The sequence below is a fragment of the Adhaeribacter pallidiroseus genome (assembly GCF_003340495.1).
Taxonomy (GTDB): domain Bacteria; phylum Bacteroidota; class Bacteroidia; order Cytophagales; family Hymenobacteraceae; genus Adhaeribacter; species Adhaeribacter pallidiroseus.
In genome coordinates this window covers 1,021,009-1,033,782 of sequence record NZ_QASA01000001.1, presented here as the reverse complement: position 1 = coordinate 1,033,782, position 12,774 = coordinate 1,021,009, and the positions used below count along the sequence as shown (strand labels likewise).

Below are 12,774 nucleotides of genomic sequence, written 5' to 3'. Positions count from 1 at the left end.
TTCGCTGATTAGGCACCGGCACACTTTTCAACTTTTAACTCGTAACTTTTTACTAATTTTTTATCTCATAATTTTTGCGCTACTCTTAGCTTCGCGCTCCGGGAACGGTTATTTTCCTGTAATTCTTTTTCCGAGGGAACAATGGCTTTGCGGATCACGGAAGCGAGCGGTTTAATCTCGTTCCCGAATAAATCTTTTTCTACTTCGCCAAAAAACTTGCCTTTAGCAATAAAATTTTTGACCAACCTGTCTTCCAGCGAATGGTACGATATTACCACCAACCGACCGCCGGGCTTTAACACCGCTACGGCTTGTTCCAGCATTTCTTCCAAAGCCTTGAGCTCGTCGTTTACCTCGATGCGCAAAGCCTGAAAAACCTGGGCCAAGTATTTGTTTTCTTTGCCCCGCGGTATCAAACTGCCAATGGCTTTTTTAAAATCCGCAATGGTTTCCAGGTTCTGACTGCCCCGAACCGTTACAATTTGCCAGGCCAGCGTACGGGCGTTTTTTACTTCGCCGTACATGCCAAAAATCCGGTGCAAATCTTCTTCGGCGTAAGTACTCAAAACTTCTTTCGCCGATATTGGTGCCTCCGGGTCCATGCGCATATCCAAGGGTCCATCAAAGCGGGTAGAAAAACCGCGTTCCGGCACGTTAAACTGGTGCGACGATACGCCCAGATCGGCCAGAATGCCATCTACTTCTTTAACCCCGTACAACCGTAAGTATTTTTTTAAATAGCGAAAATTGGCCTTCACAAAAGTAAAAGCCGGACTTGCTATTTCTTGCGCCTGCTCTTCCGCATCCTTATCCTGGTCGAAACTATACAACCGGGCGCCATCCGTTAACTGGTTTATAATAAAGCGGGAGTGGCCCCCACCCCCAAAAGTAACATCCACGTAAATACCGCCGGGCTTAATATCCAAGGCTGCTACAGACTCCGGTAATAAAACAGGAACATGATAACTCATTTATGCCACCTCTGGATTTAAGGGCTGATCACCTAAAAACTTTTGCGCCAGCTGCGAAAAACTTTCCTGATCTTTTATCAGGAAATCCTCATACTTATCCGGATTCCAGATTTCCACCCGGTTTCCAAGACCTACAATAATAGCATCTTTGTCTATTTCGGCGTAACGCACCATGGTGCGCGGCAAAATGAACCGGCCCGTATTGTCTAATTCAATCTCAGTATTACCCCGGAAGAAATTCCGCTGAAAATGCCGGTATTCTTCATTAAACTCATTCAGGCCCGCTACCCGGTCGTAAATTTTTTTCCACTCTTGTTTCGGATATAATACCAAGCAAGGTTCGAATCCCCGGGTTAATACCACGTGATTGCCCGACTCCTCTGGTAAATTGGCTTTTATCTTGGCAGGTAAAACCAATCGTCCTTTAGGATCCAGCTTGCACTCGTATTCACCGGAGAGAAAGTTCATAGGACCTACCCAAGTTTTTTAAATATCCTGGGTAAACAAATGTACACAATCCAAAATTTCTGTCAACCACGATCTCCCACTTTTTACCACTTTGTGGATAAATTATGGTTATCCCCACCACTTATGCACATTATCCACATAGTTATCATCTTAATATAAAAAACGGCTTCATTTAAACGTAATGGCCGTTTTTAGGTCAAAAACAGCTTTTGATTTTCTTAAACATTTAAAAAACAAATATTTACATTTTCAGAAATGCATAGGATTTAAGCCTGAGAAAAGAACACTTGTAAAAAGTGGGAGAAAGTGGAAGAATTTTTTTAAATTTGCCTGATGAAAAAGCAATTCGCTCGGGTAATTTGTCTGTGCCTGGCCCTGGTAATAACCTTGGGTTCTGTGGGCATGGCAGCTACCGAGCAAATTTGTTTAATGGCCGTTATAGGCAATATGCCCGTTAAACCTAAGGCCGATACCTGTTGCGCTAAAAAGAAGGCCGAAAAGCCAGCACCCGCTAAAACCAAGTTGGGTCCGAAGTGCTGCATTAACACCAAACAATACCATAAACTACAAACGCCGGCCGCCGAAAAGCCTTGCGCTATTAAGATTCCGGTAATATTGCCTGTGGAAAGGCAAGTAGCTTTTTTATGGGTGGAGCAAATGTTGCGTGATGCTTTACCCAACTCTGATAACAACAAATCTCCTCCCCTTTTTGGCACCGAGCTGCTAAAAACCCTGCATCAATTTTTAGTTTAGATATTTATTAAAACCTACTGTACCAGTCAGAGTAGCGACATCTGCTTTGCCTGGCTTTTTTGTTTTTTTAAATATTTTAAATTTTTGCGTGATGAAAGCAAACGTACGGGTTCCCGGATTACTAATCCTGAGATTCCTGCTCTTCCTAAACAATCCGGTATGGGCCCAGACCCTTACCGGCTACGTTTTCGAGAAAGTAAACGGGCAAACTGCTCCGTTAATTGGTGCTTCGGTGTATTGGCCTCCAGGTGGGGTGGGTACCGTAACTGATGAAAAAGGGTACTTTTCTTTAGCTTTCCCAACCGATAGCACCACCAATACCTCCCGCATTATGGTAAGTTATATTGGCTACCAAGCCGATACGATTACGCTGGAAAATAATGCACCCTTAACCGTTTATCTCCAAAAAGCCAAAACCTTAAACGAGGTAACCGTTATTGGGCAAACCGAACGGTTTTCAGCACTTACTCCCACGCATTCCCAAGTAATTACAGCCAAGGATTTAACTAAATCAGCGTGCTGTAACCTGGCCGAAAGTTTCGAAACCAATGCTTCTGTGGAAGTTACGACTTCTGATGCAGTTTCGGGGGCTCGTCAGATCCAGATGCTGGGTTTGGATGGCGCCTATACCTTACTGACTACCGATAATATTCCGAATTTGCGCGGATTAGCTACGCCGTACCGGCTTAATTATTTGTCGGGAACTTACATCGAGGCGATTGATATTATTAAAGGCATGGGTTCGGTGATTAATGGATACGAATCCATTTCGGGGCAAGTAAACGTGCGGTTGAAGGAACCGGAAAAAACCGACCGGCTTTTTTTAAATTTATACGGCAACAGCCTGGCTAAATTCGACGGCAACCTGAACTTTTCGACTAATCTTACCAAAAAACTGAGTACCGTACTTATGTTCCATACGGACCATTTAGGAAACCGCGTAGACCGTAACCACGACCGCTTTTTAGATTTGCCTTTAAGTACCCAGTACAATGTTTTTAACAAATGGAAATACTTGAGCGGTAAAAGTGTGGTTTCAGAAGTAGGCATTCAGGCTTTACAGGAAGACCGCTTGGGCGGCCAAGTGGATTACCAGAAAGGCGAAGCCCAACAGGGTTCTCAGGTAAACTATGGCCTAGAATCAAAAACCAAACGATTTCAGGCTTACAATAAAACATCGTATACTTTTCCGGGCAAACCGTACCAAAGCGTGGGGGTAATTGTATCAGGTACCCGCCACCAGTTTAATTCTATTTACGGCCAACGGCAGTATAACGGCAAACAAAACAACTTACTGGCCCGGTTGCTCTTTCAGTCCGTTTTTGGCAACACCATGCACACTTACAAAGCCGGTTTAGATTACCAACTGGATGATTATCAGGAGTTGTTCACGCAGCAACACTTTAACCGGCACGAATCGGTGCCAGGCGCTTTTTTTGAGTACGTGTACCAGAATAATCAAAATTTAACCTTAGTAGCTGGTGCCCGGTACAACTACCATAATTTGTATGGATCGGTATTTACACCCCGGTTAAACGTTAAATACGATTTTTCACCTAACAGCATTTTCCGGTTAGCGGCGGGTCAAGGTTTCCGGATTGCCAACCCAATTGCCGAAAATAGCGGCTCCTTGGTTAGTTCCCGCGCGTTCGTTTTCAGCGAAGCTTTACGGCCCGAAAAGGCCTGGAACGTGGGTGGATCGTTTACGCAATATTTTAAGCTGGCCGACCGCAAAGGAACTTTTGTAACCGACTACTACTATACCCGCTTTCAAAATCAGGTGGTAGCGGATATGTACACCAATCCGAACGCGGTTATTTTCAGCAATTTGCAGGGCAAATCGTTTTCCCGCAGTTTTCAGACGGAAGTGCAATTAGAAGTTGCCCCGGGTCTGGATGTAAAAGCGGCTTATAAGTATTTTGATGTCAGAACCACCTATAACCATTATTTACTAAATAAGCCCTTTAACCCGAAACATCGCTTTTTTGTAAATGCGGCTTTTGCCACGCCGTTTGATAAATGGCGAGTTGATTTTACGACCCAATGGTTTGGTTTACGGCCGGTACCCGCTACGGAACATGCGCACCACGGCATGACCCAAGAGGTAAAATATTCGGAACGGTATTATGTTTTAAATAGTCAGGTTACGCGGGCTTTCAAGCGTTTCGAGATTTATGCAGGCGGCGAGAACTTACTGAACTTTAAACAAGCCAATCCGATTATAGAACCAGGAAATCCTTTTGGCAGTAATTTTGATGCCAGCATGGTGTGGGGACCCATCGTTGGCCGGGTATTTTACGGCGGTTTGCGATTTAAAATTGAATAGTATTTAATCTTACACGGATGAGCGTCGGAGCCCATTTAATTCAAAATTTTTAAAAATTATTATTACCAGATATCTCATGAAAACTTTAAAATCAATTGCGCCCGCTTTCCTGTTCATGTGTTTTTCCTTGGCAGGTCTGGCTCAAGACAAAGGCAAGAGTACCGAGGAAATAAAAATTAAAACTTCTTCGGTTTGTAACATGTGTAAAAAAACCATAGAGAAGTCTATGGCTTATGAAAAAGGGGTAAAATCCGCCATCCTGGACGTAGACTCGCAGGTTTTAACCGTAGCCTTCTTCCCAAACAAAACTAATCCGGATAAAATACGACAGGCAGTTACCCTAACTGGCTACGATGCCGACCAGGTACCCGCTAACGAACGGGCCTATAACAAACTGGAAGATTGCTGCAAGAAAGACAAAGCCGTTCATAAAGATTAAGGCTCTTTTTAGATTATTTATTCATACAACATTACGTTTTTATAAAACAAAGGAGCCAATCTGGTTGATTGGCTCCTTTGTTTTATATATAAAATTAAAAATTATCGATCAGGCTTTTACTTTATACAGCTGCCACCAGGGCACGTACGGTTTATCGTGGTGTTCGTAATGATAACCAAAGAAATAACAACTGAAAAAAGCCCACAAGTGGTTTTTAGCCTGCGTACTTGATTTATGCTTATTGGTAGGTTCGTGTTCGCCGCGGTGCGGTAAATAAGTACCAAAATAAAATAATTGAAAGGTAGCCAGTATAGCCGGAATCATCCAGAACAGAACAACATTCTCGACTGGAAAAAACAACTTCAACAAGTCAAAGGTAATTGCCATCAACACTATCTGCCACCAGGTAATGTATTGCTTTAAAAAAGAATAATACCAGGCAAAAAAGTTACCGCCGTGGTAATCGGGATCCAGATCGGTGGCTACGTGATGGTGGTGCGCATGGTGGCGCGGTAGCAACCGGAAATAGCTGTTATACGCGAATAAGCCGGCGGTTATAACGCCAATGGTTTTGTTTAACTTTTTATTACCCGACACTACGCCGTGCATCGCGTCATGGGCCGTAATAAATAAACCGGTGTATAAATGCGTCTGAATTAAAACAAACAAGTAAGTAGCCGGGGAAGTCCAGGTTACCGGTAAGTGCAGCAAGAATATAAGACTACTAAACCATAAGATTATAATCAGGCTGGCAATCAGAACACCTTGGTATTTTTTAAAAAAAGGCTGTTGCATGAGTATTAATTAATAAGCAAGCAAAGCTTTTTGTACTTCTTCCATCAACCACATGGGCGTAGAGGTAGCTCCGCAAATACCAATCGTCTCGTTTTCCCGGAACCAGGTAGGATCCAGTTCTTCTACTTTCGAAATAAAATAGGTATTAGGATTGGTATCTTTACAAACCTGGTACAATACCTTACCGTTCGACGATTTTGTGCCCGACACAAATACAATTTTATCGAACTGGCTCGCAAACTTACGCAAATCCTGGTCGCGGTTACTTACCTGGCGGCAGATGGTATCGTTGGCGTTTACCTGGTAGCCTTTGCTTTCGAGCAAATCTTTAATTTTGTAGAAATTGTTGGTGCTTTTGGTAGTTTGGGAATATAGGGTAATGTTAGCGGGCAATTCGTTTTGTAAAAGCTCGTCGATACTCTCAAAAACCACGGCGTTATTGTTAGTTTGACCTAACAAACCAAGCACTTCGGCGTGACCGTGCTTGCCATAAATAAATATTTTCTCGTCTTTGTCGTAAGAGGTTTTAATCCGGTTCTGCAATTTTAAAACTACCGGGCAAGAGGCATCAATTAAATTTAAATTATTTTCCAGCGCCGTTTGGTAGGTGCTGGGTGGTTCGCCATGGGCCCGGATGAGTACGTGTTCCTCGCGCAATTCTTTTAACTGCTCGTGGTTAATAATCCGCAATCCGCGTTTTTCTAAGCGCTGCACTTCTTCGTCGTTGTGCACAATATCGCCCAGGCAATACAAATACCCTTGCTCATCCAGAATGTCTTCCGCCATTTGAATGGCGTAAATTACTCCGAAGCAAAAGCCGGAATTAGGATCGATACGAACGCGCAGCTGTAACATATCTTTTAAACAAAGTTTGGGGCCGGAAGGTTTTGTTTTTGATGGCGCCGGAAGTATTCGTAAGCCGTAATGGTTACGAGCAGCATAATCATGGAGTAAATAGTATCTTCAATGGGAATGGTTGTTAACCTGATTCCCAGATTATGGCCATTGTCGTACCATACCACCGGTAAAGCCGTTAATACGCCATTTACTAAAAACAAGGGTACTAAATGAACCAGATAAGCCAGATAAAACCGGCCCAGCAGCTTATCCCGGAATAAACGATAATGCACCAACATAATTACCGGCAAAAACAAAAACGTTACGGAAGTATATAACTGCCGCAAGTGCAGCAAACCAACCAAAATAATAAAAATAGCTAAAACAATAGTGGCCACCAACGACCCAGCTTGCAGAAAGTCTTGCTTAATGTATACATTCAGGCATTCGTAAATAAATACACAAGCGTACGGAACGGTTACAAAGAAAAGTACTTCTTCCAGTGGTAAATTATACAGGTAAATGCCCAGCAGGTATTTATCATTAAAACCCCAAACGCCCTGATGGGTAAAGATAGAATCCCAGATTATAAAGATTAAAGCGTTTATTAACATAGCCGGAAATAAATATTTCCAGTTTTTATAAAATTGCACCCGTTTATCAAACGATAGTAAAAAGGGAAACAAAATGGTGAAAATATTTAAATATAGGTAGATATACATTATACTTTTAGGTTGCGAAGCTTTTGCTTCTCGTCGGCGGTACTGTGGTTGCCGCGCAAAAAATAATCCCGCATAATTTTAAAAGCATCCGGCTCTATTCCCGAATCCGGGTAATTTAATAAACTTTTAAAAATTACTTTTTTATCTTCTTGCAAGTGGCCGCTCATTAATAAATAACGGGGTATGTGGTATTCAATAGTATAGCGTAAAAAACGTACTTCCGGATTATAAGGATCTTTGCTGATTACTTTTTCAAAATCCTGAGCCGATTTCCGAACGTGTTTTATTTTAGCGTATAATCCCGAAGCGTATTTAGCTCCAACTCCTTCTATCCCAGCCTGAAATCCTTGAATTAGCACATCGTTGCCTTTATACTTAGCTAAGTGGGGCGCTAATTGTTCGTAAGCTTGTTGCTCATTGGCGGCCTTAAAATAAACGTTGCGCAAGTCAGCAGCTTTGTAAGTTAAATTTGTTTGAAAAAATGAAAAAATAAACAACAATCCAGGTAGCAGCAGTACATTCACGGTGATCAGATGGTATTTAGCCTGTATTTTACATAGGTACCCAATAATAACGCAATCTTTGTGTTATCTGGTACTCTTACGCGTTCAGACAAAATTCGGGCAGCCGGTAAATGCTGTATTTTTTTAAATAATTTTAAATAATAGATGTACGCCAGGTAAACTCCCATGCGGGCGGAGCGGGGTAATTTTAAAATTCCTTCGTAAGCCAGGTCAAAATCTTTTAAAATATCTTCTTCTATTTCTTTCTTACACCCATTATCAAAACACTGGAAATCTATTTTGGGAAAGTACACGCGCCCGCGTTCCTGGTAATCGCTTTTCATATCACGCAAGAAATTTACTTTCTGAAAAGCAGCGCCCAAGCTGCGAGCGGGTTCTTTTAATTTTTCAAATAACTCCCGGTCTCCTTCGCAAAAAACCCGCAAACACATTAAACCTACTACTTCAGCGGAGCCATATATGTATTCGTCGTATAAATCTTTATCGTAGCGCTTTCCTTCCAAATCCATTTCCATGCTATGCAAAAAAGCTTCGATAAATTCGTGTTCGATCTGGTATTGGTGCACGACTAGCTGAAAAGCGTGCAATATAGGGTTCAGGCTAATTTTACTGGTAATAGCCTTATAGGTGCTTTCTTTAAATTCTTGCAATAGAGCGCCTTTATCGTGATCGTGAAAAGTATCGACAATCTCATCGGCGTAGCGCACAAACCCATAAACAGCATAAACCGGAAAGTGGAATTTTTTATCTAGCGTTTTAATACCCAAAGTAAACGAAGTACTATAATGCTGGGTAATTAATCGGCTGCATTTATAACTTGTAAGATCAAATAATTCCATAGTTTTTAATAATTAAAAATTATGAATTAGTAATTAGAAATGGAGAAATGAATCTTTTGGGGTAGATATAATTTCTAATGCATAACTTCTAATTTCTAATTATTTTACACTGTATTCTTTCCGGATTTCCTCGGCTACTACCTGCCCCGAGATAAGGGAAGGGGGCATGCCCGGCCCTGGTACAGTTAACTGCCCGGTAAAATAAAGGTTTTTAACTTTTTTACTTTTTAGTCCGGGCTTCAGAAGGGCGGTTTGCATTAATGTATTCGCTAAACCATAAGCGTTGCCCTTAAAAGCATGATAGTCGCGGATAAAATCGGCGTGTGCGTAACTGCGTTTTACTACTACTGCGTCCCGAATAGTTTGTTTGGTTAATTTTTCCAAACGGTCCATTACCAAATGGTAATAATGTTCCCGAATGGCTTCCGTATCTTCCAAGTCAGGAGCTACCGGAATTAAAATAAACAAGTTTTCGCAGCCTTCCGGCGCTACTGAAGTGTCTGTTTGGCTAGGAGCCGAAACGTAAAACAATGGCTTTGCTGGCCACTGCGGAGTTTCATAGATTTCGCGAGCGTGTGGCGTAAAATCTTCGTCAAAAAATAAATTGTGATGTGTTAACCGGTTTAACCGCTTATTTACACCTAAGTAAAAGATGAGGGAAGAAGGGGCCATAACGCGCTTATCCCAATACGCTTGGGAATAAGTACGGTACTCCGGGGCAAGTATATTTTGCTCTACATGGTGGTAATCGGCTCCTGCCACTACCACATCAGCCATAAAAGAACTGGTGGCAGTTATTACTTGCTTCGCCTCGTTATCTTGTACCTGTATTTGCTTAACTTCCTGGTTGAAATGGAAGATAACTCCTTGCTCTTTAGCTAGCTCTACCATACCCGCCACAATTTGGTACATGCCGCCCTTGGGGTACCAAGTACCTAAGCTTATGTCGGCGTAGTTCATCAAAGAATAAAGCGCGGGTGTATTTTCGGGTAAGGCGCCTAAAAATAAAATAGGAAATTCAAGCAGTTTTAGTAATTTTTCGTGCCGAAAATATTTACGCAGGTGTACGTGAATCGATTGAAACACATCTAACCGCAAGACATCCACCAATAATTTTAAATTTAAAAATTCGGTAACCGACCGGCTGGGTTTGTAAACCAGGTTATTGATGCCTACTTCGTATTTGTAGGCGGCCTGAGCCAAAAATTTATGTAAAGCCTGGCTGCTACCGGTTTCTAAAGATTCAAATAAGCTATTAAGCTGCCCCATTTGGGCCGGCACCGGCATAAAATCATCTTGCCCAAAAATAATGGTATAAGAAGGATCGAGGCGAGTAAGTTGATAATAGTCCGCAGTGGACTTACCAAATTTTTTAAAATAATGTTCAAAAACATCGGGCATCCAGTACCAACTGGGCCCCATGTCGAAAGTAAAACCATTTTCAGAAAAACTGCGGGCTCGTCCGCCCGGAGAATTATTCTTTTCCAGCACTTCAACGGTAAATCCGCTGGCGGCTAAACTGGTTGCTGCGGCTAAACTAGCAAAACCAGAACCAATAACTACAACCTTTTTACCGTTCAAAATACTTCTGATCTTAAAATTGTAATTATCTACCCATTTAACTCGTAAATTTTGAGTACTTGCTTTAATTCTTTCCGGGCAATGTGAATGCGGTTTTTAACCGTACCAATCGGAATATTTAATTTTTCAGCAATCTCCAGGTATTTAAACCCAATGTAGTACATCATAAAAGGCGTGCGGTATTCTTCGTTTAAATGCGCAATGGCCTCATTTATATCGGATACGACAAAAGTGTAAACGGCACCGTTTTTAGCAATATAATTCTCGTCGGTGTTAAAGTACTGGAAATACTCTGTGGAATCGATGTTGCTGCTACGTTTGGTAATTTTATTGTAATTATTAATAAAGGTATTCCGCATGATGGTGTACAGCCAAGCTTTTAAATTACTGCCAGCTTTAAATTTATCTTTGTTCAATAAAGCTTTAAGTAACGTTTCCTGTACTAAATCTTTGGCATCATCTGCGTCGCGGGTTAAGTTAAGAGCTACGGGCTTTAAAGATTTGGAAATTTTTTGCACCATGGAGCTAAATTCTGTGGATGTCATTCTGCTCAACTTTTTTTAGGTAAAACTTATACAAATATATATGCTATTACTTAAAATAAAATTTTTTGTTTAATTATAATAAAATAACATTAAACAAAATCAATAAATAGTATTTTATACTTAGGTAGTAAATGGTAGAAATCAGAGGTAAATAAAATATTACATCTACTACGTACTGTAAAGTTCTCCGGATTTAATACTGAAAAATTTACTACTTATTCTATATAACTTAATAGCGTTTTTCGCCACTACTTTAATTACATATTCATGAATAAATTCGCTCAGTATAGTTACGGAAATGCCCCTCAACTTAGCCATCCAAATTACACTCATATAAAATAATTACGGAGCCAACAAATTAGTTGATTGTTCTTAGAACGGTTTTACGAAACAATATGAATTAGAAACAATAAATAAAAGCACTTACTTTTTGTTTAAACCAGTGCTTTTTTTAAAATTAAAGGCATCATCCGCTAATGAAAGCGCTTTTATGTATTTACAAGCTTACCAGAAAACTTCCTAAATAACTTGAATACTTTACCTGTACCCCCTTACGTTAAACGCAATTTTTTAAGTAAATACCAATTCTGCTTTTAAGGCGTCTATTTCCTGAGAGAGACTGTGCATGTCTTTAAAAAATTTAAAATTTTTGGGTAAAGAAATGGCGCAACAAGAAAATTGATAACCGGACACAAAAAACTGGCAATCCGGAAAACTATCGATTAAATGATTTACATAAGCGGGCAATTCTTCCCGGGCCGGCACCGATGTAATTACCGTACAAATATAATCCGGCCGAAAACCTTCGTAAGCTTTTATTAAATCGGCAAAAGGCAAATTCTGGCCTAAGTACATCACGCGCATTTGCCGGACCCTTAAAAGATACTGCATAAACAAAAGTCCTAATTCATGAAGTTCTCCTTCGGGTAAATACAGCATAAAACGGGGAACCTCGTTTCCACTCGGTATAACTTGACCATCAATTGCAACAATAAATTTTTGCCGGATGATATTGGATACAAAATGTTCGTGAGCCGGATTGATACTACCCGTTTGCCACAGAATACCTATTTTTTGCAGAAATGGCAGTACTAATTGATTGACTGCAGCTTCGAATCCTTTTTGCAGAATTACGGTGGTTAGCACTTTATCAAAACGCTCCTCATCCATTTCAATCATGGCACCAATTAAAGCGCCAACCTGGTGCAGACAATGTTCTTTTTGTTCGGCTAAACGAAATACCGCGTCGCCGATCTGGCAATCGGTCATGCAGGCTATTTTTGAAATTTTGTAGCCATTTTGGTTTAACAAAGAAACATTTAATATATGCTTTAAATCGTCGTCGTCGTAATTGCGAATATTGGTCTCTGATCGTTTAGGTTTTAAAATACCGTAGCGCTGCTCCCAAATGCGTATAGTATGGGCTTTAATTCCCGTTAATTGCTCTAACTCTTTAATCGAATATTGCCCCACTGCCTTATCTGCTCTAGTTTGATTTTGATCTGGCTCTTGCTTTTGCCAGCTTATAAAATTTAGAATTCACCCACAACATACCAAAAGATTCGCTCCCGTTTTTACCAGTAGTTTTATGATGCACTTTGTGGGCAATATCCAATGCCTTTAAGTACGTATTTTGGGTTTTACCAAATAGCCGTAAGCGGCGATGAATAAACACATCGTGAATGAGAAAATAAACCAAGCCGTAAATGCCAATGCCAATGCCAATCCAAAAGCGGTAATCCCTATTATCGCTCCCGTAAATAACGAATATCGTAGATAGAATCCCGTAATAAACAAAAAACAAGTCGTTGCGTTCGAGTGGGTGCGGATGATGGGTATGATGCGAGCGGTGTAAAAACCACAAAAAACCATGCATAATGTATTTATGCGTAAACCAGGCCACAACCTCCATCGAGAAAAAAGTAAGTATTACGATGCCAATGTTCCACCACATAGTACAACAACTTAATACAA

General features: G+C 40.8%; 14 protein-coding genes. 3 read left to right on the top strand and 11 right to left on the bottom strand.

From position 1 onward, the window contains the following. Window positions 1-65: 65 nt before the first annotated feature. Together rsmH and mraZ are read right to left on the bottom strand one after the other, a co-directional pair. Window positions 66-971: a 16S rRNA (cytosine(1402)-N(4))-methyltransferase RsmH gene (rsmH, locus tag AHMF7616_RS03980; RefSeq protein WP_115371704.1), complete on the bottom strand. Its 906-nt coding sequence runs from the start codon at window positions 969-971 to the stop codon at window positions 66-68. Beyond that, entirely contained in the window at window positions 972-1,439 is a 468-nt protein-coding gene (mraZ, locus tag AHMF7616_RS03975; protein WP_115371703.1) for a division/cell wall cluster transcriptional repressor MraZ, read from the bottom strand. It lies immediately after the preceding gene. Window positions 1,440-1,772: 333 nt separating this feature from the next. Here mraZ and AHMF7616_RS03970 point away from each other — a divergent pair, with 333 nt between their 5' ends. The 3 genes from AHMF7616_RS03970 (at window position 1,773) to AHMF7616_RS03960 (ending at window position 4,957) form a co-directional block, all read left to right on the top strand. Then, window positions 1,773-2,192, top strand: a complete 420-nt coding sequence (locus AHMF7616_RS03970) for a hypothetical protein (protein WP_115371702.1) — start codon at window positions 1,773-1,775, stop codon at window positions 2,190-2,192. A gap of 91 nt (window positions 2,193-2,283) precedes the next feature. Continuing rightward, window positions 2,284-4,518 (top strand): TonB-dependent receptor, encoded by a 2,235-nt coding sequence (locus AHMF7616_RS03965; protein WP_115371701.1) that lies wholly within the window; start codon window positions 2,284-2,286, stop codon window positions 4,516-4,518. A 76-nt stretch (window positions 4,519-4,594) separates the two neighbouring features. Further along, complete coding sequence (locus AHMF7616_RS03960) at window positions 4,595-4,957, top strand: heavy-metal-associated domain-containing protein (RefSeq protein ID WP_199474107.1); 363 nt, start codon at window positions 4,595-4,597, stop codon at window positions 4,955-4,957. Between the two features lie 108 nt (window positions 4,958-5,065). Here the strand turns inward: AHMF7616_RS03960 and AHMF7616_RS03955 are convergent, their stop codons facing one another. From AHMF7616_RS03955 to AHMF7616_RS03915, 9 genes are all read right to left on the bottom strand, one after another. Continuing rightward, window positions 5,066-5,752: a fatty acid desaturase gene (locus tag AHMF7616_RS03955; RefSeq protein WP_115371700.1), complete on the bottom strand. Its 687-nt coding sequence runs from the start codon at window positions 5,750-5,752 to the stop codon at window positions 5,066-5,068. A gap of 9 nt (window positions 5,753-5,761) precedes the next feature. Then, entirely contained in the window at window positions 5,762-6,607 is an 846-nt protein-coding gene (locus tag AHMF7616_RS03950; protein WP_115371699.1) for a 4-hydroxy-3-methylbut-2-enyl diphosphate reductase, read from the bottom strand. A 5-nt stretch (window positions 6,608-6,612) separates the two neighbouring features. Then, a complete protein-coding gene (locus AHMF7616_RS03945) occupies window positions 6,613-7,275 on the bottom strand; it encodes a lycopene cyclase domain-containing protein (RefSeq protein WP_233507316.1) in 663 nt (220 codons plus the stop codon). A 35-nt stretch (window positions 7,276-7,310) separates the two neighbouring features. Further along, window positions 7,311-7,835, bottom strand: a complete 525-nt coding sequence (locus AHMF7616_RS03940) for a hypothetical protein (protein ID WP_115371697.1) — start codon at window positions 7,833-7,835, stop codon at window positions 7,311-7,313. A 5-nt stretch (window positions 7,836-7,840) separates the two neighbouring features. Next, the gene (locus AHMF7616_RS03935; protein WP_115371696.1) at window positions 7,841-8,674 is read right to left on the bottom strand and encodes a phytoene/squalene synthase family protein; all 834 of its coding nucleotides are present in this window, start codon (window positions 8,672-8,674) and stop codon (window positions 7,841-7,843) included. Between the two features lie 99 nt (window positions 8,675-8,773). Further along, window positions 8,774-10,255 carry a phytoene desaturase family protein gene (locus tag AHMF7616_RS03930; RefSeq protein ID WP_115371695.1) on the bottom strand — a complete coding sequence of 494 codons (1,482 nt, stop codon included), beginning with the start codon at window positions 10,253-10,255 and terminating at the stop codon, window positions 8,774-8,776. A 29-nt stretch (window positions 10,256-10,284) separates the two neighbouring features. Continuing rightward, window positions 10,285-10,800, bottom strand: coding sequence for an RNA polymerase sigma factor (locus AHMF7616_RS03925; protein ID WP_115371694.1), 516 nt, complete (start codon window positions 10,798-10,800; stop codon window positions 10,285-10,287). 570 nt (window positions 10,801-11,370) lie between these two features. Beyond that, window positions 11,371-12,273 carry a MerR family transcriptional regulator gene (locus AHMF7616_RS03920; protein ID WP_115371693.1) on the bottom strand — a complete coding sequence of 301 codons (903 nt, stop codon included), beginning with the start codon at window positions 12,271-12,273 and terminating at the stop codon, window positions 11,371-11,373. A gap of 13 nt (window positions 12,274-12,286) precedes the next feature. Then, entirely contained in the window at window positions 12,287-12,754 is a 468-nt protein-coding gene (locus tag AHMF7616_RS03915) for a sterol desaturase family protein (protein WP_115371692.1), read from the bottom strand. Window positions 12,755-12,774 lie beyond the last annotated feature (20 nt).

Excerpts from the sequence above, each read along its gene's own strand:
- AHMF7616_RS03935 (WP_115371696.1), bottom strand. The coding sequence starts at position 8,674 with ATGGAATTATTTGATCTTACAAGTTATAAATGCAGCCGATTAATTACC.
- rsmH (WP_115371704.1), bottom strand. The coding sequence starts at position 971 with ATGAGTTATCATGTTCCTGTTTTATTACCGGAGTCTGTAGCAGCCTTG.
- mraZ (WP_115371703.1), bottom strand. The coding sequence starts at position 1,439 with ATGAACTTTCTCTCCGGTGAATACGAGTGCAAGCTGGATCCTAAAGGA.
- AHMF7616_RS03925 (WP_115371694.1), bottom strand. The coding sequence starts at position 10,800 with ATGACATCCACAGAATTTAGCTCCATGGTGCAAAAAATTTCCAAATCT.
- AHMF7616_RS03915 (WP_115371692.1), bottom strand. The coding sequence starts at position 12,754 with ATGTGGTGGAACATTGGCATCGTAATACTTACTTTTTTCTCGATGGAG.
- AHMF7616_RS03965 (WP_115371701.1), top strand. The coding sequence starts at position 2,284 with ATGAAAGCAAACGTACGGGTTCCCGGATTACTAATCCTGAGATTCCTG.
- AHMF7616_RS03955 (WP_115371700.1), bottom strand. The coding sequence starts at position 5,752 with ATGCAACAGCCTTTTTTTAAAAAATACCAAGGTGTTCTGATTGCCAGC.
- AHMF7616_RS03970 (WP_115371702.1), top strand. The coding sequence starts at position 1,773 with ATGAAAAAGCAATTCGCTCGGGTAATTTGTCTGTGCCTGGCCCTGGTA.
- AHMF7616_RS03960 (WP_199474107.1), top strand. The coding sequence starts at position 4,595 with ATGAAAACTTTAAAATCAATTGCGCCCGCTTTCCTGTTCATGTGTTTT.
- AHMF7616_RS03950 (WP_115371699.1), bottom strand. The coding sequence starts at position 6,607 with ATGTTACAGCTGCGCGTTCGTATCGATCCTAATTCCGGCTTTTGCTTC.